11 protein-coding genes are annotated in these 19847 nt (G+C 61.1%); 5 read left to right on the top strand and 6 right to left on the bottom strand.

From position 1 onward, the window contains the following. The first annotated feature begins 458 nt into the window (after positions 1 to 458). A complete protein-coding gene (gene putP, locus AB4Z20_RS21870) occupies positions 459 to 1943 on the top strand; it encodes a sodium/proline symporter PutP (RefSeq protein WP_253471177.1) in 1485 nt (494 codons plus the stop codon). An 88-nt stretch (positions 1944 to 2031) separates the two neighbouring features. Here putP and AB4Z20_RS21865 read toward each other — a convergent pair whose 3' ends face one another. Then, positions 2032 to 2526, bottom strand: a complete 495-nt coding sequence (locus AB4Z20_RS21865) for a DUF2165 family protein (RefSeq protein ID WP_043042997.1) — start codon at positions 2524 to 2526, stop codon at positions 2032 to 2034. Between the two features lie 268 nt (positions 2527 to 2794). Between AB4Z20_RS21865 and AB4Z20_RS21860 the strand changes: the two genes are divergently transcribed. The 3 genes from AB4Z20_RS21860 to AB4Z20_RS21850 all read left to right on the top strand — a co-directional run bounded on the left by AB4Z20_RS21860 (position 2795) and on the right by AB4Z20_RS21850 (position 6498). Beyond that, the gene (locus AB4Z20_RS21860; protein ID WP_258690246.1) at positions 2795 to 4849 is read left to right on the top strand and encodes a type VI secretion system Vgr family protein; all 2055 of its coding nucleotides are present in this window, start codon (positions 2795 to 2797) and stop codon (positions 4847 to 4849) included. Next, on the top strand, positions 4846 to 5577 hold the full coding sequence (locus AB4Z20_RS21855; RefSeq protein ID WP_253471181.1) for a DUF4123 domain-containing protein: 732 nt from the start codon (positions 4846 to 4848) through the stop codon (positions 5575 to 5577). Before AB4Z20_RS21860 ends, AB4Z20_RS21855 begins: the two co-directional genes overlap by 4 nt. Positions 5578 to 5658: 81 nt before the next feature. After that, positions 5659 to 6498 carry a 23S rRNA (adenine(2030)-N(6))-methyltransferase RlmJ gene (locus tag AB4Z20_RS21850; protein ID WP_003197086.1) on the top strand — a complete coding sequence of 280 codons (840 nt, stop codon included), beginning with the start codon at positions 5659 to 5661 and terminating at the stop codon, positions 6496 to 6498. 218 nt (positions 6499 to 6716) lie between these two features. Here the strand turns inward: AB4Z20_RS21850 and msrA are convergent, their stop codons facing one another. The 5 genes from msrA to aceE form a co-directional block, all read right to left on the bottom strand. Then, positions 6717 to 7364 (bottom strand): peptide-methionine (S)-S-oxide reductase MsrA, encoded by a 648-nt coding sequence (gene msrA / locus AB4Z20_RS21845; RefSeq protein WP_214511502.1) that lies wholly within the window; start codon positions 7362 to 7364, stop codon positions 6717 to 6719. 85 nt (positions 7365 to 7449) lie between these two features. Then, complete coding sequence (locus tag AB4Z20_RS21840; RefSeq protein ID WP_320389809.1) at positions 7450 to 10143, bottom strand: putative bifunctional diguanylate cyclase/phosphodiesterase; 2694 nt, start codon at positions 10141 to 10143, stop codon at positions 7450 to 7452. Between the two features lie 182 nt (positions 10144 to 10325). Continuing rightward, positions 10326 to 11717 carry an alkaline phosphatase D family protein gene (locus AB4Z20_RS21835; protein ID WP_442090579.1) on the bottom strand — a complete coding sequence of 464 codons (1392 nt, stop codon included), beginning with the start codon at positions 11715 to 11717 and terminating at the stop codon, positions 10326 to 10328. Positions 11718 to 12109: 392 nt separating this feature from the next. Next, positions 12110 to 13744: a dihydrolipoyllysine-residue acetyltransferase gene (aceF, locus tag AB4Z20_RS21830; protein WP_442090578.1), complete on the bottom strand. Its 1635-nt coding sequence runs from the start codon at positions 13742 to 13744 to the stop codon at positions 12110 to 12112. An 11-nt stretch (positions 13745 to 13755) separates the two neighbouring features. After that, positions 13756 to 16401, bottom strand: coding sequence for a pyruvate dehydrogenase (acetyl-transferring), homodimeric type (gene aceE, locus AB4Z20_RS21825; RefSeq protein ID WP_053177864.1), 2646 nt, complete (start codon positions 16399 to 16401; stop codon positions 13756 to 13758). Positions 16402 to 16783: 382 nt separating this feature from the next. On the opposite strand from aceE, the gene glnE reads away from it, so the two are divergent. Further along, positions 16784 to 19735, top strand: a complete 2952-nt coding sequence (glnE, locus tag AB4Z20_RS21820) for a bifunctional [glutamate--ammonia ligase]-adenylyl-L-tyrosine phosphorylase/[glutamate--ammonia-ligase] adenylyltransferase (RefSeq protein WP_442090577.1) — start codon at positions 16784 to 16786, stop codon at positions 19733 to 19735. The last annotated feature ends 112 nt before the right edge of the window (positions 19736 to 19847 follow it).

The following is a 19847-nucleotide window of genomic DNA, read 5'->3' as shown; positions in this document are numbered from 1 at the left end:
ATCCTCATGTTTACCACGTATCGCGTGGCATCAGCTGGCGGCAAGATTAGCTGCGCGATGATTGAGGTGCAACCGGGTGCAACCCTTTTTTTTCTCGAAATGACAGGCAGCTCATCCGGAAGCAAATATTGCCCGGTTGATCCTGCACTGGCTTAGTGCTTTGGCTTCTAGCTGGGTGCTGGGAACTGCACTAAAAGGGAGCAAAAAACACAGATTTGGCGATAAAACCGATCAGGTGCAACTTATTCGAACGAAACTGGTTGCACCTTATTTGATTTGTTGAATAGCATTCGCGGCCAAGGTGCAACCGGTTCAAAAGCCGAGGGGCATCGGCTGATGGCTTTCCTGGGGAAACATCAGTCATAAATTCGCGGGACTGTAAATCGTCGCTACAACGTCTGTGTTGTCGACGCTTTAAACTGCCACCGCTACATAAAAACAAAGCCAGGGCGTAACTCATGAGTGTTAGTAATCCCACCTTGATCACTTTCGTGATCTATATCGCAGCCATGGTCCTGATCGGTCTGATGGCTTACCGCTCCACCAATAACCTTTCCGATTACATCCTGGGCGGTCGTAGCCTGGGCAGCGTCGTGACGGCACTGTCTGCCGGCGCTTCCGACATGAGCGGCTGGTTGTTGATGGGTTTGCCTGGTGCGATCTACATGTCCGGCCTGTCGGAAAGCTGGATCGCCATCGGCCTGATCGCCGGTGCCTACCTGAACTGGTTGTTCGTGGCCGGTCGCCTGCGGGTACAGACCGAGCACAACGGTGACGCACTGACGCTGCCGGACTACTTCTCCAGCCGTTTCGAAGACAAGAGCGGTGTGCTGCGGATCATCTCTGCGGTGGTGATCCTGGTGTTCTTCACCATCTATTGCGCTTCCGGCATCGTTGCCGGCGCCCGTCTGTTCGAAAGCACCTTCGGCATGTCCTACGAGACGGCGCTATGGGCCGGTGCTGCGGCGACCATCGCCTACACCTTCGTCGGTGGTTTCCTGGCCGTGAGCTGGACCGACACCGTACAAGCCACCCTGATGATCTTTGCGCTGATCCTCACGCCGATCATCGTGCTGCTGGCTACCGGTGGTGTGGACACCACGTTCCTGGCTATCGAAGCAAAAGATCCTACGTCGTTCGACATGCTGAAAAACACCACCTTCATCGGCATCATCTCGCTGATGGGCTGGGGCCTGGGCTACTTCGGCCAACCGCACATCCTGGCGCGCTTCATGGCGGCGGATTCGGTCAAGTCGATCGCCAAGGCTCGTCGCATTTCCATGACTTGGATGATCCTCTGCCTGGGCGGCACCGTGGCCGTGGGCTTCTTCGGTATCGCTTACTTCTCGGCGCACCCTGACGTGGCCGGTCCCGTGACCGAGAACCCTGAGCGGGTGTTCATCGAGCTGGCGAAAATACTGTTCAACCCATGGGTTGCCGGTGTGTTGCTGTCGGCCATCCTGGCGGCGGTGATGAGTACCCTGAGCTGCCAGTTGCTGGTGTGCTCCAGTGCCCTGACCGAAGACTTCTACAAAACCTTCCTGCGCAAGGGCGCTTCCCAGCTGGAACTGGTCTGGGTCGGCCGCGCCATGGTGCTGCTGGTGGCCTTGGTCGCCATCGCCCTGGCCGCCAACCCGGAAAACCGTGTACTGGGCCTGGTGAGCTACGCCTGGGCCGGTTTTGGTGCCGCCTTCGGCCCGGTTGTCCTGATCTCCGTGATCTGGAAGAACATGACCCGCAATGGCGCGCTCGCCGGCATCCTGGTGGGTGCGATCACCGTGATCGTCTGGAAGCATTTCGCGTTGCTGGGGCTGTACGAAATCATCCCAGGCTTCATCTTCGCCAGCCTGGCTATCTACCTGGTCAGCAAGGCGGGCTCGCCTACCGCCGGTATGCTGCAGCGCTTCGACGCGGCGGAAAAAGATTTTCGCCTGAACCAGTAAGGCCTTCGGCGGGGCCTTGATGGCTCGCAGGACGACTTGCATAAAAACGGCCCGTCTCCAATGGAGGCGGGCCGTTTTTTCATGGGGCTCAGTCCGGATTGGCGTCAGGTTGGTTGAGAAAGATCAACACCCCCAAAATCGCCATATAGAACCTGAACGCAGCGTCCTGGCCATTCCAGATTTCTGATTGCCACATCAGGAACCACTCGCCACCGACCACCATGAAACCAAAGAACCAGACGAAGAAACCCACCGTCAGGCCGGCAACGGCCCAGCGCTTGGCACGGGCGAAAACCGCGGCCTCGGCTTGGCGTGCCAGCCACAGTTCCAGTGCGCCGTAGCCCAGCAACCCTGCCGTCATCGCTTCGCCGAGAATAATCAGCCAATAGGCCCCGTGCCACATCCACGGTTGATCGATGGCCCGATACCGGGCGGCGTTGTCGGGAAAGGTGGTATCCATACTCAGTACGTGATGGACGAAATTGAAGTTGGAGCTGTAGTCCGTGATGTTATTGAACACCGTCAGGAAGGCGAATGCGGCGAGCGCCAGGGTCATTGCGATCTTTGCGTAACGTGTCGTCATGCCGTGCATCCTTTGCTTTTTTTGCGACCAGCACACGTTATCACGGCTGTTACGGCGCCGAGATCCGCCGTGTTGCAGGAAACGGCTGATTCATTCGTGGGATGGTTGCGGTTGGCCGCGATGCCACGAATGTCTATCGGAAAATGCATCACGTCTTGCCGCTTTTAGCTCATTGGCTGTAAGGCAAATCTGTTTTTCCTGACCTCCAATCCACTCCCCCTATCGCTCGTGCAGAATCGCCCGCCTCCACTCAGCAGAGGCACATTGGATGTTCCCGCCTGCCAACCAACCACGTTTCACGCTGACGCTCGACAGCGGGCCGAATGAACTCAAGGTGCTTGAGTTCAAGGGCAAGGAAGCCATCAGCCAGCCCTATCGCTTTGACCTGGAACTGGTCAGCGAGCGGTCTGACCTGGCGCTGGAAGAGCTCCTGCATCGCCAGGCATTTCTGGGGTTCGATGATTGGGACCGTGGCATACACGGTCAGGTCTATAGCGTGGCCCAGGGGGATTCGGGCAAACGCCTGACCCGTTATCAGATCAGCCTGGTGCCCCGCCTGGCCTACTTGCGCCATCGCATCAACCAGCGAGTTTTCCAGCACCTGAACGTGCCCGATATCGTTGCCCGGGTGTTGAAGGATCACGGGATCCTGGCGGATGCCTGCCAGTTCACGCTGGGCGGGCAATACCCCGAGCGCGAGTATTGTGTGCAGTATGGCGAAAGCGACCTGGCCTTCATCGAGCGGATCTGCGCCGAAGTCGGCATCCATTATCACTTCAGGCACCGCCCTGACGGTCATCTGCTGGTATTCGGTGACGACCAGACGGTGTTTCACCGCCTGCCTGAGTCGACGCTATACCTGCCGGACAGCGGCATGGCCGCCGACGAGCCGGCCATCAAGCGCCTGGCAGTGCGGCTCCAGACCCGTACCACTGCCGTGACGTTGCGCGACTACGACTTCCGCAGGCCCGGTTTGTTACTGCAAACCCAACTCGACAATCGACAGCGCCCTGTGCTCGAGGACTATCACTATCCCGGTGGTTTCTGCGCCCGTGACGACGGCAAGCATCTGACCCGACGCGCCCTTGAGCGCCACGGCGCCGACCACTGCGTGGCAGAAGGCGGCAGCAATGAAAGCGCCCTGGTCAGCGGACATTTCATGCGCATCAAGGAGCATCCCCGGGAACCGTGGAATGATCTCTGGCTCCTGACGCAGATCGACCATCATGGCCGTCAACCGCAGGTGCTGGAAGAAACAGCCGCTGGCCCGGATGAATTCCAGGGCTACAAAAATACCTTTCTTGCCACGCCATGGGACGTGTTCTTTCGGCCACCTTTGCATCACGAAAAGCCCCGTGCCCATGGTTATCAGTCGGCGGTGGTGACCGGGCCGGTGGACAGCGAGATCCATTGCGATGAGTTCGGACGGGTCAAGGTGCAACTGGTCTGGGATCGCGACGGACAATGCGACGAGCATTCCAGCTGCTGGCTGCGCGTGGCCTCTGGTTGGGCTCACGATCGCTATGGCGCAGTGATGATCCCCCGGGTCGGGATGGAAGTCTTGGTGGGGTTCATCGATGGCGACGTGGACAAGCCGTTGGTCGTCGGGTGTCTGCCCAACGGCGCCAACCCGGTGCCGCTGGACCTGCCTGCGGACAAGACCCGCAGCGTGTGGCGCAGCCAGAGCAGCCCCGGCGGGGCAGGCTACAACGAATTGCGCATCGAGGATCGCAAGGGCGCCGAGGAGATCTACCTGCGGGCCCAGCGCAACTGGACCCAGCATGTGCTGCATGACCAGCGGGTGCAGGTCGATCACGAGCGCAGCATCGTTGTCGCCGGTGCGGCACGGCACGAGCTCAAGGCCGATGAGCAGCGCCTTACCCACGGTCAACGCCGGACAGAAGTGCGGCAGGACGATCATCTGCTGGTGAGCGGCGAGCGGCATATTCGTGTCACCAGCCAGGTCCTGAATGCCAGCCAGCAGTTTCATGTCAGCGCCGGCCAGCAGGTAGTCTTGGACGGGGGCGCGAGCGTGACCCTTCAGGCCGGCGGCCATTGGATCAACATCGGTGCCGGGGGGATTTCCAGCAGCGTACCCCTCGAGGTCGGTGGGGCGCCGATGGCGGTCATGAGCGCGGCATCCGGCTCTCCAGGCAGCGCCGAGAAGCTGGTCGCTGCGGCGGCGCCCGCGCTTTCCCTTGCGCAGACTCTCAGTTTCCAAGGTTCGGCGCCGTTCTGTGAGGAGTGCGAGCGTTGCAGGAGTGGCGCTTGTGCAGTGCCGCCGGTCGTTCACAAATCTATCGATGTCCGGGGGCGTCCATGAACAGCGATCAATCTCCCCGCGCCTGGCTTGAGGACCACCCCTTGCAGGCCTCCGAGCAACTTTTCGCCATTTTCAGCAATGCCAGTAGCGCCGGGGTGTTGTCGGCCTGGAGGCGCTCGATGAACTCGGTCGCCAGCCCGATCTGGGCCGACACGCCGTACGCCGAGTGGGAAGCGGTCATGCCCTATGTAGGGCTGGTCAGCGCAGACAGTGGGTTTGTTGATTGGATAGCCGCCACCGACTCCCTCGATTGGGGTTGGCTGGCGGTTTCGTGCGTGAGCCAGGAAATCCTTGTCGAACACTTGCGCGGGCTCACGCAGGTGCTGTTGCCCGGTGGCAAGCCGGTCTTCCTGCGTTTTTGGGATGGGCGCTTCATGCGGCCGATCCTGCAATCGACGGCGGTGGAGGCCGGGCAAGTCTTGCCGGTCATCAAGCGCTGTCTGATCAATGGGCAATCCCTTGAGGTCGTGGGAAATGCCCAGCGGCCGGCCCAGGCTTTTCCCTGGTGGCAAGTGCCCGTCGCACTGTTGGACGCAATGACCGAGGGCCCGACGGACTGTCTGCTGGACAACGTGCTCACTTGGCTGGGTGAAGAGCATCCGCATGTGTTCGAGCGGGTCGACGGCAGCGTCCTGCGCTGCAAGATTGCCCACTTTCTTGAGCGATCGGAGCCGACTGAGGCGCAAAAGGCGCCATTGCAGGCGTATTTGCTGCGAGAGCTGGTCTGATGGTGGCCTGTCCGCCGGGCTGCGAACCCCTGACGTCCGACGCGCTTCGAGGTAAACTCGTCGCCCTTCGCAGGAGCCGCCATGAATTATCGCCACGCCTTCCACGCCGGCAATCACGCCGATGTATTCAAACACCTGACCTTGACCCGCCTCATTGCCTTGATGTCGCGCAAGGAGCAGCCCTTCGCCTACCTCGATACCCACGCGGGCATCGGGTTGTACGACTTGCAGGGTGACCAGGCCAACCGTACCGGTGAGTACCTGGAAGGCATTGCGCGGTTGTGGGGCGAGAGCGATCTGCCGCCGCTGACCGCCGATTACATGAAGGTGCTGCACGAGATGAACCCGGACGGGCAGTTGCGCTACTACCCGGGCTCGCCGGAGTTGGCGCGGCGCCTGACCCGTTCGCAGGACCGTGTGCTGCTCAATGAGAAACACCCTGAAGACGGCGTGTTGCTCAAGGACAACATGAAAGGCGACCGTCGCGTGGCGGTCCACCTGGGTGAGGGTTGGCATGTGCCGCGGGCGCTGCTGCCGGTGGCAGAGAAGCGTGCCCTGATGCTGATCGATCCGCCCTTCGAACAGCTGGACGAGATGCAGCGCTGCGCCGCCTCCCTCAAGGAAGCCATTGGCCGGATGCGCCAGACGGTGGCCGCGATCTGGTACCCGGTTAAGGACCAGCGGATGTTGCGCCGCTTCTACCAGGACCTGGCCGGCACGGGCGCGCCGAAGCTGTTGCGGGTGGAGCTGCTGGTGCATCCACTGGCGACGCCCAACAGCCTGAACGGCTCCGGCCTGGCGATTGCCAATCCGCCGTGGGGGCTGGAGGAAGAGTTGCGTGAACTGCTGCCGTGGCTGTCGAAAAAGCTGGGGCAGACCCAGGGTGGGTGGCAGATGGATTGGTTGATCGCTGAAAGCTGAGTTTTGCTGGCGTCTGGAAGGGCGCTATCGCGAGCAAGCTCGCTCCCACATGGGATGTGAGGTGTTCACAGAACTGCAATTGACACAAATCCCTGTGGGAGCTGAGCTTGCTCGCGATGACGGTGGTTCAGCTGCATCGACGCTGAATGTGCCGCCGCGTCGCGGGCAAGCCTTGCTCCCACAAGCTCAGCTTCCACACTGGGTCTGGGGTTTAAAAGTCAGATCGGGCAGGTCACGCCCGTACCGCCAATCCCGCAATAGCCTTCAGGATTTTTCGCCAGGTACTGCTGGTGGTAAGCCTCGGCGAAGTAGACCGTCGGTGCTTCTTCGATTTCGGTCGTGATGGTGCCTTTGCCTGCCTTGGTCAACTCGGCCTGGAATACTTGCTCGCTGTGTTTGGCCGCCGCCAGTTGAGCCGGGTTGGTGGCATAGATCACCGAGCGGTACTGGGTGCCGATGTCATTCCCCTGGCGCATGCCCTGGGTCGGGTTGTGCAGTTCCCAGAACATTTTCAGAAGCTGCTCGTAGCTGACTTTGGCCGGCTCATAGACCACCAGTACCACTTCACTGTGGCCGGTCAGACCCGAACAGACTTCTTCATACGTCGGGTTCGGCGTGAAGCCGCCGGCGTAACCCACCGCTGTACTGACCACGCCTTCGCGCTGCCAGAACTTGCGCTCCGCGCCCCAGAAGCAGCCGAGGCCGAAGATCGCGAAATCCACGTCCATGGCAAACGGGCCGAGCAGGGGCGCGTCGTGGACGAAGTGTTTTTCCGGCACGGTCATCGGCGTTTCACGGCCAGGCAGGGCTTGTTCTTGAGTAGGGAGCACGTTTTTGTTCACCAGGATTTCCGAGCGCAAGACCATTTATCAGTCCTCTCAGTCAGATTGAGTTGAGCGAAATAGACCGTCAGTGTGCCTCAGAAAAGCCGCCGCAAGCTATACGCAGCTGTCAGACCAGAGGCCCGCGCGGGTAGCGCTTGAGCTTTTCGACCAGCTCGGCGCCGGGGATTGGCCGGTCGAACAGGTAGCCCTGGCCGACGTCGCAGCGGTGGCGCCGCAGAAACGCCAGTTGCTGGGCGGTTTCGATGCCTTCGGCCACGACCTTGAGTTTCAGGTTGTGGGCCATGGCGATCACCGCCGAGGTGATTTCCATGTCGTCCTGGTTGTCCGGGATTTCGTGGATGAAGCTGCGATCGATCTTGATGATGTCGATCGGGAATTTCTTCAGGTAGCTCAAGGACGAATAACCGGTGCCGAAGTCGTCCATGGCCAGGGTCAGCCCCAGGCGCTTGAGCTGGTCGAGCTGCAAGTGGGTGTCTTCGGTGGCTTCCAGCAACAGGCCTTCGGTCAGCTCCAGTTCCAGCAGCCGGGCCGGCAGTTGTTCCTCCTTGAGGATGCTGGCGATGGAGGCGACCAGGTCCGGGTCGGAAAACTGCTTGGGTGACAGATTGATCGCCACTTGCAGGTTACCCAGGCCGGCTGCGGTCAGCTGTTTGCTCATGCGGCAAGCCTGGCGGGCGATCCATTTGCCGATGGGAATGATCAGGCCGGTTTCTTCGGCCACGCTGATGAACTGGTCCGGGCGGATCATGCCCTTTTCCGGATGGTTCCAGCGCAGCAGCGCTTCCATGCCCAGCAGGCGGCCGCTGCGCAGGCACAACTTGGGCTGGTAGAACACGTCCAGTTCGTTCTGGGTCAAGGCGCGACGCAGGTTGTTTTCCACGAACAGCTTGTAGCTGGCCTCGGCATTCAGTGCTTCGGTGAACACCTGGACCTGGTGCTTACCGTTGGCCTTGGCCTTGTGCAGGGCGAGGCCGGCGTTGCGCATCAGGGTCTGTGGATCGCGGCCGTGCAGCGGCGCGCAGGCCAGGCCCACGGAGCCGGTCACGCTGATCAACTGGTTATCGACGAACATGGGTTTGTCGAGGGTCATCAGCAACTGGCTGGCGATCTGTTGCCCGGCCTCCAGGCTCGTGTCGTCCAGCAGGACCGCGAATTCGTTACTGGCAAATCGCGCCAGGCTGCCGCTGGGGCTCAAGCTGTTGCGCAGGCGCCGGGCCAGGCTGATCAGCAGTTTGTCACCGGTCTGGTGGCCGAGGCTGTCGTTGATGCGCTTGAAGTTGTCGATGTCCACCAGCAGCAGGCTGATGGGCGAATCACTGTCCCGGGCGAAGCGTTCATCGAGGTTGCGAATGAACGCCGGACGGTTGCCCAGGTTAGTCAGGTTGTCGGTGTACGCCAGGCGCTCGATGCGCTGCTGGGCCAGCTTGGTCTGGGTGATGTCTTCGTAGATGCCGATGTAATGGGTCAGCTCACGGTTGTCGCCGTAGACCTTGGAAATCGACAACTGGCCCCAGTAGGGCTCCAGGTTCTTGCGCCGACTCTTGAACTCACCCTGCCAACTGTTGCTCTGGGCCAGCGCCGAGGGTGCGTCGAACAGCAGTTCGCTGAGGTTCTCCAGGGCCGGCAGTTCCGAGAGGCGTTGGCCGTGGACTTCTTCGGTGGTGTACTGGGTGATCGCGGTGAAGCTCGGGTTGACGTACTCCACCACGCCGTCGCAATTGACCAGCAGGAACGCGTTGGCGCTCTGCTCCACGGCGCGCTGGAACAAGTGCAGGGCGCTGGTGGCGATGCGTCGATTATGGTTGTTGATGACCTGGGCGAACTGGTCCGCGAGCTCGCCGGCAAAGGCGATTTCATCCGACTGCCAGGCGCGGGTGGCGCCTACTTGCTCCAGGCACAGCACGCCCACCACCTGGCCGTCGATACGCACGCTGGCGTCGAGAATGGCATTGACGTCACGGGCGCGCAGGCTCTCGGCCATTTCCCGGGTGCGCGGGTCGCGTATCGCATTGTGGGCGTCAATGGCGCGGCTGGTCTGCAGCGCTTCCATGTAGTCGGGAAAGTCGTTGGCGTCGATCACCGCCGGCAGGAAATAATCCTGGGACGCGCGGTTGTAGGCGGAAATCGGAACCAGTTTGCCATCGTCCAGATTCCAGAGGCTGGCGCAGTCGATCTGGTAGATGTCGCAGGCGCTGCGGGTGATCAGTTCGGCGGCTTCGAGCAGGGAGTTGTTGGCGCTGTAGCGTTGACGGGTCAGCAGCAGGATCAAGTCCTGTTGGGCGCGTACCCGGTCCAGGTGCTGGAGTTGCTCTTGCTGGGCGCGCTGGTTCAGTTCCAGGGCGATCTGCAGGCGTGAATTCTGGGTTTCCAGGTCCAGGGCCGGCACGGAGGGTTCGCCTTGCAGCAAATCGTCCACCGCCAGCAGGTAACCGCGCAGCAGATGACGATTGTGTTGCTTATAGGCCTCACCCGTCTCCAGCACGTTCATCGGACCCTTGGCGGTGTGGAGCGTGTAGCGAATCTGGTAATGCGTGGCCTGGGCCAATTGTTGCTGGATGGCATCGTGCAACTGATAGCGTGCTTCGGGCTCCATCAAGCTGGCGTAAGGCGCACTGACCAGCGAGCACAGCTCTACCGCCGGCAGGCCGAAGTATCGCTCGCAGTTGGGATCGAGGAACAACAGCGCCCAGCTTGCTTCATTCAGCCGTTCGAAACGCAGCATACCGAGCCGCGAGGGCACCGGTAACTGCGTCACTACCTCGGCCGCCATACGGCTGGCGGCATCGGGTTGGCTTTTCATGGGGAAACTCGCTTCGAAAATGCTGATCGCGCCGGGCTGACGCCCTCGTTATTACGGATTGGCGCAAGGTTGCATCATTGCGGCACTGGCTGACAAGAGAGATGAAGGCCAAGTGCTATAAACCCTTTATCGGCCGACAAGAGGATTTCTCCAGTCGCCGACCGATCAGAGGGCAAGGAAGATCATTGCAGTGGGATATCGACCGCCTGCAAGGGGTTGCCGTCCCGGTCGTGGAAGGTGACTTGAAGGCTCTGGGCCGTGACATGCAGGCAGGCGAAGTTGTCCTGGCTCACCACTTTGCTGGTCAGTTCATAGTGGTACTGACCGCTTTTGGTGCGGGCCATGGGGCTGTGGAAAATAAAATCCGAGACTTTCGCAAAAGGCAGCAATTTACTGTTGTAGAACGGTGAGGAAACGACGGTATTGACCTCGAAATCAGGATCCGCGCTGTGACGCAGGCGGCTGGTCATGGAGCCGTGGACATCGCCCGAGACGAAAATCACGTTTTTGATCCGATGGCGGCGTATGGTTTCCAGCAGGCGCAGGCGTTGTTCCGGGAAGGCCTGCCAGGCGTCGCCGTCATCGTGCCTGCTGTCAGGGAAGAACATGACGCTGGTCACGACGAGTTTGACCCGGGCGGGGCTGTCGATGAGCCATTGGAGCAGGGACTGTTCCTGTTCCTCGTCGAGAATGCGCCGATCGTGCGCCGACAGGTTGCGTTGCGTCCGACTGTCGGTGACGAACCATTGGATATCGCCGTGGGTGAAGGTGTACCAGTAGCGGGTTAACGACTTGTGTAATGTTCCGTCGCTCGACAGTTCATGGGCGGGCCCGTGGCTGGCCTGATAAAGCCCATAAGCGCCCATGGCATTGGCGTATAGAACGTCGTCGTTGACGGTTTTCCTGGCGGGCCAGTTGTCTTCGATCTCATGGTCGTCAAGGATCATGTAGGTAGGGGTGCCAGACATCAGTTTGCGGATATGCGGCTGGCTAAATACCGATCGGTATCTGAAAAGGATGTTCTGATAGGTTCGGTCCGGTCCGATGACATTCAGGTCATCCAGATAAACCTGATCGCCGGTCATCAATACCGCGCTGATCGGTGGGTCGGCCTGCGCCACGATGCGGTTGATACCGGCAAAGGTGCGGTCCCCAAGCCCAGGTAGCAACGGGGTGCCGGCGGCGATTCGCAAGTAGCGACAAGAGCCCACGATGTAAGCGCGTGGCGCATCGGTTTTGCTGGCCGGCGTGCGTAGGCAGTAGGTGTTCCTGGGCCATTGCAGCGGCAGTTCCTGGACGGTTTCCATGGTATGGGTCGGGCTCAGGGGGCTGAACCAGCCGGCCTGGTACTCGTAGGCGGTGTCGGGTTGAAGGCCTTTCAACACGATGACATCGGACATGTCGCGGTAGGCCTTCAATTGGACAAAGTGCCCTTTCGACCAGCGTGTATCGCCTTGGCGCCGGTGGCGAATACCGGCGAATACCCGGTTGTTGCCGCGATCGCCCCGCAGGAATATCCGGGCGTGGTCCGTTGTCGTGTGGCCGACAATGGGGCCAACGGTAGGTTTGAACATATTCGAATCCATTCGAAGTTTCAGTAGTGGGGGCAAGCATCAAGTTGCCATGAGGCTCTGATGCTAAAGCTCGATGCGGGATAAATATTGATCGAGGAGAGGGCGCAAGTTGTGGGTAATGACTAACAGGGGGCGTAGTCATTTCAAACTTGCGGGGTAGGAAAGTTGCCGCGCCGCCTGACCTTCCGTCATCGCGAGCAAGCTCGCTCCCACAAAGGACTTGTGCTGCTCCTGTGGGAGCGAGCTTGCTCGCGATGAGGCCGGCACATCCAGCATCCAGGCTGGAATTCCAGGCAAAAAAAGCCCCGCCAAACGGGCGGGGTTGAGGTACGAGCGTGGCGCTCGGAAAACAGTGCTCCGAATGACCCTCCGCAAGGGAGGGCCGCCCGGTGTTACAGCAGGATGGTGCGGATGTCGCCCAACAGGTCGCTCAGACGCTTGGTGAAGCGTGCAGCGGCGGCGCCGTTGATCACACGGTGATCGTAGGACAGCGACAGTGGCAGCATCAGCTTCGGCTGGAAGGCTTTACCGTCCCAGACAGGCTGGATGGTGGCCTTGGAAACACCCAGGATCGCCACTTCCGGCGCGTTGACGATCGGCGTGAAGCCGGTGCCGCCAATGTGGCCGAGACTGGAAATGGTGAAGCAGGCGCCTTGCATGTCGTCGGCGGTGAGCTTCTTGTTCCGGGCTTTTTCGGCCAGGGCAGCGGCTTCGGCAGCCAGTTGCAGCAGGCTCTTCTGGTCGACGTTGCGGATGACCGGTACCAGCAGGCCTTCCGGGGTGTCGACGGCAAAGCCGATGTGCACGTATTTCTTGCGGATCACAGCCTTGCCGCTTGGGGCCAGGGAGGCGTTGAAGTCCGGCAGTTCCTTGAGCAGGTGCGCACAGGCCTTGAGCAGCAGCGGCAGTACGGTCAGCTTCACGCCGGCCTTTTCCGCCACGGCTTTCTGCGCGACGCGGAAGGCTTCCAGCTCGGTGATATCAGCCTGGTCGAACTGAGTCACGTGCGGGATGTTCAGCCAACTGCGGTGCAGGCTCGACGCGCCGATCTGCATCAGGCGAGTCATGGCCACTTCTTCGGTTTCGCCGAAGCGGCTGAAGTCCACCGCGGGGATCGGCGGAATGCCCGCGCCGCCAGTGGCGCCTTCGGCCGGTGCGTTCTTGGCCTTCTGCATCATGGCCTTGACGTAGGCTTGCACGTCTTCTTTCAGCACACGACCGTGAGGGCCGCTTGGGCCGACGGCGGACAGCTCGACACCGAATTCACGGGCCAGCTGACGCACCGCAGGGCCGGCGTGCACCTTGGCACCGCTTGGCGCAGGCGCGGCGGCAACCGGAGCAGCCTCGGCCTTGGCGGCTGGCGCGGCAGCCGGAGCCGGAGCGGCTTCAGCTTTGGCGGCAGGCGCAGCGGCTTGGGCTGGCGCGGCAGGTGCGGCGGCACCGGCTACTTTCAGCTTGAGGATGAAATCGCCTGTGCCCACTTCATCTTCCAGCTTGACCGCGATGCTTTCCACCACGCCGGCAGCCGGCGATGGGATTTCCATGCTGGCCTTGTCGGATTCCAGGGTGATCAGCGACTGGTCGGCTTCGACGGTGTCGCCCACCTTGACCAGCACTTCGATGATCTTGGCCTTGCCCGACGAGCCGATGTCCGGGACATGAATGTCCTGGACCGTGGCAGCGGCAGGCGCTGCAGCCGGAGCTGGAGCTGCCGCAGCAGCCGGTGCAGCGGCAGGTTTTTCAGCCGCCGCCGGTGCAGCAGTCGGAGCAGCCGCTTCAGGTGCCGCAGCGGCGCCTTCGACTTCCAGCTCCAGCAGTTCGTCGCCTTCTTTCAGGCGGTCGCCCAGCTTCACTTTCAGGCTCTTGATGACACCGGCCTTCGGCGCAGGCACTTCCATGCTGGCCTTGTCCGATTCAAGCGTCAGGATGCTCTGGTCGGCTTCGATACGGTCGCCGACCTTCACAAACAGTTCAATTACTTCACCTTCACCGCTGCCGATGTCAGGTACGCGAATGAGTTCGCTCACGAAAATTCTCCTCAGCAGTCCAGTGGGTTGCGTTTTTCTGGATCGATGCCGAACTTGACGATGGCCTCGGCCACCACCTTGGGTTCGATATCGCCACGGTCAGCCAGGGCTTCCAGGGCTGCCAACACAACGAACTTACGGTCGACTTCGAAGAAGTGACGCAGTTTCTTGCGGCTGTCGCTACGGCCGAAACCGTCGGTGCCCAGCACTTTGAATTCCTTGGAAGGAACCCACTGGCGGATCTGCTCGGCGAACAGCTTCATGTAGTCGGTAGAGGCGATGACCGGACCTTTGCGGCCGTTCAGGCATTCTTCGACGTAGCTCAGCTTTGGCTTCTGGCCAGGGTGCAGGCGGTTGCTGCGTTCTACGGCCAGGCCGTCGCGACGCAGTTCGTTGAAGCTGGTGACACTCCAGACGTCGGCGCCGACGTTGAATTCTTCACGCAGGATCTTCGCTGCCTCACGCACTTCGCGCAGGATGGTGCCGGAGCCCATCAACTGGACGTGGTGCGCCGCTTCGCGGGTGTCTTCTTCGAGCAGGTACATGCCCTTGATGATGCCTTCCGGGGCGCCGGCCGGCATGGCTGGCTGCTGGTAGGACTCGTTCATCACGGTGATGTAGTAGAAGACGTCCTGTTGCTCTTCGGTCATCTTCTTCATGCCGTCCTGGATGATCACCGCCAGCTCGTAGCCGTAGGTTGGATCAAAGGTGCGGCAGTTCGGGATGGTGGCAGCCAGGATGTGGCTGTGACCGTCTTCGTGTTGCAGGCCTTCGCCGTTCAGTGTGGTCCGGCCAGCGGTGCCGCCGATCAGGAAGCCACGGGTGCGGCTGTCGCCAGCGGCCCAGGCCAGGTCACCGATACGCTGGAAGCCGAACATCGAGTAGAAGATGTAGAACGGCAGCATCGGCTGGTTGTGGCTGGAGTACGAAGTGCCGGCAGCGATGAAGGAGCTCATGGCACCTGCTTCGTTGATGCCTTCTTCGAGGATCTGGCCTTTCTTGTCTTCCTTGTAGAACATCACCTGGTCTTTATCGACTGGCTCGTAGAGCTGGCCGACGGAGGAGTAGATGCCCAACTGACGGAACATGCCTTCCATACCGAAGGTACGGGCTTCGTCCGGGATGATCGGGACGATGCGCGGGCCGATTTCCTTGTCCTTGACCAGTTGCGCGAGGATCCGCACGAAGGCCATGGTGGTGGAGATTTCACGGTCGCCCGAGCCGTCGAGGATAGCCTTGAGGGTATCCAGCGATGGGGTTGGCACGCTGAAGCTTTGCGCGCGGCGCTGCGGCACGAAACCGCCCAGTGCAGTGCGGCGCTCGCTCAGGTAGCGGGCTTCGGCGCTGTTTGGCTCTGGCTTGAAGAACGGCAGGTTCTCCAGTTCGTCGTCTTTGACCGGAATGTCGAAACGATCACGGAACAACTTCAAGCTGTCGACATCGACTTTCTTGGTGTTGTGCGCAGTGTTCTTCGCTTCGCCGGCACCGGTGCCATAACCCTTGATGGTCTTGGCCAGGATGACGGTAGGTTGTTCTTTGTGGTTGACCGCTTCGTGGTACGCCGCGTAGACCTTGTACGGGTCGTGGCCGCCACGGTTGAGTTTCCAGATCTCGTCGTCGGACAGGTCTGCAACCATTGCCTTGAGTTCAGGCGTGTTGAAGAAGTGTTCACGCACGAACGCGCCGTCTTTGGCTTTGTAGTTCTGGTACTCGCCGTCGATGACTTCGTCCATGCGACGTTGCAGGATACCGTCGACGTCCTTGGCCAGCAGTGGGTCCCAGAAACGGCCCCAGATGACTTTGGTCACGTTCCACTGGGCACCGCGGAATACGCCTTCGAGCTCCTGGATGATCTTGCCGTTGCCGCGAACCGGGCCGTCGAGGCGCTGCAGGTTGCAGTTGATGACGAAGATCAGGTTGTCGAGCTTCTCGCGGCCGGCCAGGGAGATCGCACCGAGGGATTCCGGCTCGTCGCACTCGCCATCGCCCAGGAAGCACCAGACTTTCTGCTTGCCTTCCGGGATGAAGCCACGGGCTTCCAGGTACTTCATGAAACGTGCCTGGTAGATCGCCTGGATCGGGCCCAGGCCCATGGATACAGTCGGGAACTGCCAGAAGTCGGGCATCAGCCAAGGGTGCGGGTAGGACGACAGGCCCTGACCGTCCACTTCCTGGCGGAAGTTGTTCATCTGCTCTTCGGTGATACGGCCTTCCATGAACGCACGGGCGTAGACGCCTGGGGAGGTGTGGCCCTGGAAGTAGATCAGGTCACCGCCGTGTTCGTCGGTCGGGGCCTGGAAGAAGTAGTTGAAGCCGATGTCGTACAGGGTTGCGCTGGAGGCGAAGCTGGAGATGTGACCGCCCAGGTCAGAATCTTTCAGGTTCGTACGCATCACCATGGCCATCGCGTTCCAGCGTACCAACGAGCGAATGCGGCGTTCCATGAACAGGTCGCCAGGCATGCGTGCTTCGTGGGTGACGGGGATTGTGTTGCGGTACGGCGTGGTGATGGCGTAAGGCAGTTGCGAACCGCTGCGGGTTGCGAGTTCGCCCATACGGGTCATCAGATAATGAGCACGGTCTTCGCCTTCTTTGTCGAGAACCGATTCCAGGGCGTCCAGCCATTCCTGGGTTTCGACGGGATCGAGGTCTTGCATGGCTTGCTCCAGGGCGGAAAGGCTACCAGAATCGGTTGCCTGAGTTTGCGACTGGCCTTGTGGGCAGACGATATAAATTCTTGGATTGCCGAAGGTTGTTTCGGCGGCGTGTAGTTTTACTACAAATCGTCGGCCGTTTCAGCCTTTCGAATGTATAGACGAGTAGTAAAACTACACATGAGCGGCTTATGGCCCCTCGTTTCGTTGTGAGAATAATCGTTACTGTTGGTCTTTAGCCAACTCGAACAGGTAAAAACTTGATGCCGGCTGCCAATAAAATCAGATTTTCAGCTATTTATCATCTTTGTTCGACAGTCGATCAGGTAGTGTCTTCTGAAAAAACACTACATCCAGCCTCTCCCGCGCCGATCAAGGATAGACCATGAGCCTGCCCTCGCTTGCCCCAATACCGCAAACGGTACCGGCCATTCTCCAGTCATTGGTCAGTCGTGCCGAGCAGTCGTTCCGTGCGGTGGTCGCCTTGTTCGACGACGACCACGGGCTGTCGGCCTGGACCCCGCAGCGTTGGGAGGCGTTCAACCGTATTGCCGCCGCCAGCGACTTTTTCATCGAGCAGAGTGTCCGCGACCCGGTGATGCTGCTGGAGCTGGTGCGCAGCGGCGAGCTGGACCGCAGCCTGGCGCCCGGTGAAATGTGCGCGCAGATCGGTGCCGCCGTGCAGGCCGCCGAGACTGAAGACGAGCTGGGCCGCGTCCTGCGCCGCCAGCGCACCCGCCAGCAGGTACGGATCATCTGGCGCGACCTGACCCGCCAGGCCGACCTGGTCCAGACCTGCCGCGACCTCTCGGACATGGCCGACACCTGCATCGACCAGGCCTATCAATGGTTGTACCAGCGCCTCAGCCAGCAATTCGGCGTACCCACCGGACGACGCAGCGGCGAGCCGCAGCAGATGGTCATCCTGGGCATGGGCAAGCTGGGTGCCGTGGAGCTGAACCTGTCGTCGGACATCGACCTGATCTTCGCCTACCCCGAGGGTGGCGAAACCGTGGGCGTCAAGCGACCGCTGGATAACCAGGAATTTTTCATCCGTGTCGGCCAGCGCTTGATCAAGGCTCTGGATCCGATGACCGTCGACGGTTTTGTCTTCCGCGTTGACATGCGCCTGCGCCCCTACGGCTCGGCCGGGGCGCTGGTGCTGAGCTTCAATGCCCTGGAGCAGTATTACCAGGACCAGGGCCGCGACTGGGAACGCTACGCCATGATCAAGGCGCGCGTGGTGGCGGGCGACCAGGTGGCGGGCGCGCAATTGCTCGACATGCTGCGCCCGTTCGTCTATCGCCGTTACCTGGATTTTTCCGCCATCGAAGCGCTGCGCACCATGAAGCAGTTGATCCAGCAGGAGGTGCGGCGCAAGGGCATGGCCGACAACATCAAGCTGGGCTCGGGCGGCATTCGTGAGGTGGAGTTCATTGCCCAGGCGTTCCAACTGATCCACGGCGGTCGCGACCTGAGCTTGCAGCAGCGTCCGCTTCTCAAGGTGTTGGGGACCCTGGAAGGCCAGGGCTATCTGCCGGCCAAGGTGATCGACGAGCTGCGCCAAGGCTACGAATTCCTGCGTTATACCGAACATGCGATCCAGGCCATCGCTGACCGCCAGACCCAGATGTTGCCGGACAACCCGCAGGACCAGGCGCGCATTGCGTTCATGCTGGGTTTTGCCGACTGGTCGGCCTTTCACGAGCAATTGATGTACTGGCGCGGGCGTGTGGCCTGGCATTTCGGCCAGGTCATCGCCGACCCGGACGAAGAGGCGGGTGGCGAAAGCGAAGTGGTGGTGGGCGGCGAATGGTTGCCGTTGTGGGAAGACAGCCAGGATGAAGAGGCGGCGTGTCGTCAGTTGGAGGAGGGTGGCTTCGTCGACGCACCCAAAGCCCTCAAGGCCTTGGCCGCCCTGCGCGGCAGCCCGCAACTGCGCGCCATGCAGCGCCTGGGGCGCGAGCGTCTGGATGCCTTTATTCCACGCCTGCTGGCCCAGGCCGTGGAACATGCCGATCCGGACCTGGTGCTGGAGCGGGTGCTGCCCTTGGTCGAGGCCGTGGCCCGCCGTTCGGCCTACCTGGTGCTGTTGACGGAAAACCCCGGCGCCCTGCGTCGTTTGCTGACGTTGTGCGCAGCGAGCCCGTGGATTGCTGAACAAATCACCCGTTTCCCCTTGCTGCTCGATGAATTGCTCAATGAGGGTCGGCTGTTCAAGCCGCCCTTGGCGCCGGAGTTGGCGGCGGAGTTGCGTGAGCGCCTGACGCGCATCCCCGAGGATGACCTTGAGCAACAAATGGAGGCGCTGCGGCATTTCAAGCTGGCGCACCGCCTGCGGGTGGCCGCCTCGGAAATCTCCGGCAGCCTGCCGCTGATGAAAGTCAGCGATTACCTGACCTGGCTGGCCGAGGCGATTCTCGAACAAGTGCTGGCCCTGGCCTGGCGCCAGACGGCCGCCAAGCACGGCGTGCCATTGCGCACCGATGGCAGCCTGTGCGATCCGGGCTTCATTATTGTCGGTTATGGGAAAGTCGGCGGCCTGGAATTGGGGCATGGTTCCGACCTGGACCTGGTGTTCATCCACGATGGCGACCCGCACGCGGAAACCGACGGCCCCAAACCCATCGACGGTGCGCAGTTCTTCACCCGGCTGGGCCAGCGGATCATTCACCTGCTGACTGCCCAGACCAACTCCGGGCAGCTGTATGAAGTGGATATGCGCCTGCGGCCATCCGGGGCGTCGGGGTTGCTGGTCAGTTCACTCGGGGCTTTTGCCCGTTACCAGGAGAGCGAAGCCTGGACCTGGGAGCATCAGGCGTTGGTGCGGGCGCGGGTGCTGGTGGGCAGCCAGGACGTGGGCCAGGCGTTCGAGAAGGTCCGCGTCCAGGTGTTGGGACGCAAGCGTGACTTGCCGACGCTGCGCCAGGAGGTCAGCGAGATGCGCGCCAAGATGCGCGACAACCTTGGCAGCAAGGCCACTGCCGCCGGGACCGCGCCGAATGCCTTCGAGGCCACGGCGCCCTTCGACCTCAAGCAGGATGCCGGAGGTATCGTCGATATTGAATTTATGGTGCAATACGCGGCCCTGGCGTGGTCCGAGGAACATCCGTCGCTGGTGCGCTACACCGATAACATCCGCATTCTGGACGGGTTGCAGGAGGTCGGGCTGATGCCGGCCGAAGATGCCACGCTGTTGCGCGAAGCCTACAAAGCCTACCGCTCCGCCGCTCACCGCCAGGCCTTGCAGAAAGATGCCGGGGTGATCGCAGGCGACCAGTTCGTGGATGAACGCCAGCAGGTACTGCGGATCTGGCGGGAGCTGGGCCTGAGCTGAAGATTTAAATGTGGGAGCGAGCTTGCTCGCGATGACGGAGTGTCAGGCGACATTGATGTTGGATGTGCCGGCCTCATCGCGAGCAAGCTCGCTCCCACAGTGGATTTGTGGT

The sequence above is a fragment of the Pseudomonas sp. KB_12 genome (assembly GCF_052114545.1).
Classification (GTDB): Bacteria; Pseudomonadota; Gammaproteobacteria; order Pseudomonadales; family Pseudomonadaceae; genus Aquipseudomonas; species Aquipseudomonas brassicacearum.
The sequence above is the reverse complement of the archived record's forward strand: the minus strand, read 5'-3'. Positions and strand labels throughout refer to the sequence as shown.

What these genes read in the sequence shown, in the direction of transcription:
- putP (WP_253471177.1), top strand. Translation starts at nt 459, where the DNA reads ATGAGTGTTAGTAATCCCACCTTGATCACTTTCGTGATCTATATCGCA.
- AB4Z20_RS21865 (WP_043042997.1), bottom strand. Translation starts at nt 2,526, where the DNA reads ATGACGACACGTTACGCAAAGATCGCAATGACCCTGGCGCTCGCCGCA.
- AB4Z20_RS21860 (WP_258690246.1), top strand. Translation starts at nt 2,795, where the DNA reads ATGTTCCCGCCTGCCAACCAACCACGTTTCACGCTGACGCTCGACAGC.
- AB4Z20_RS21855 (WP_253471181.1), top strand. Translation starts at nt 4,846, where the DNA reads ATGAACAGCGATCAATCTCCCCGCGCCTGGCTTGAGGACCACCCCTTG.
- AB4Z20_RS21850 (WP_003197086.1), top strand. Translation starts at nt 5,659, where the DNA reads ATGAATTATCGCCACGCCTTCCACGCCGGCAATCACGCCGATGTATTC.
- msrA (WP_214511502.1), bottom strand. Translation starts at nt 7,364, where the DNA reads ATGGTCTTGCGCTCGGAAATCCTGGTGAACAAAAACGTGCTCCCTACT.
- AB4Z20_RS21840 (WP_320389809.1), bottom strand. Translation starts at nt 10,143, where the DNA reads ATGAAAAGCCAACCCGATGCCGCCAGCCGTATGGCGGCCGAGGTAGTG.
- AB4Z20_RS21835 (WP_442090579.1), bottom strand. Translation starts at nt 11,717, where the DNA reads ATGTTCAAACCTACCGTTGGCCCCATTGTCGGCCACACGACAACGGAC.
- aceE (WP_053177864.1), bottom strand. Translation starts at nt 16,401, where the DNA reads ATGCAAGACCTCGATCCCGTCGAAACCCAGGAATGGCTGGACGCCCTG.
- glnE (WP_442090577.1), top strand. Translation starts at nt 16,784, where the DNA reads ATGAGCCTGCCCTCGCTTGCCCCAATACCGCAAACGGTACCGGCCATT.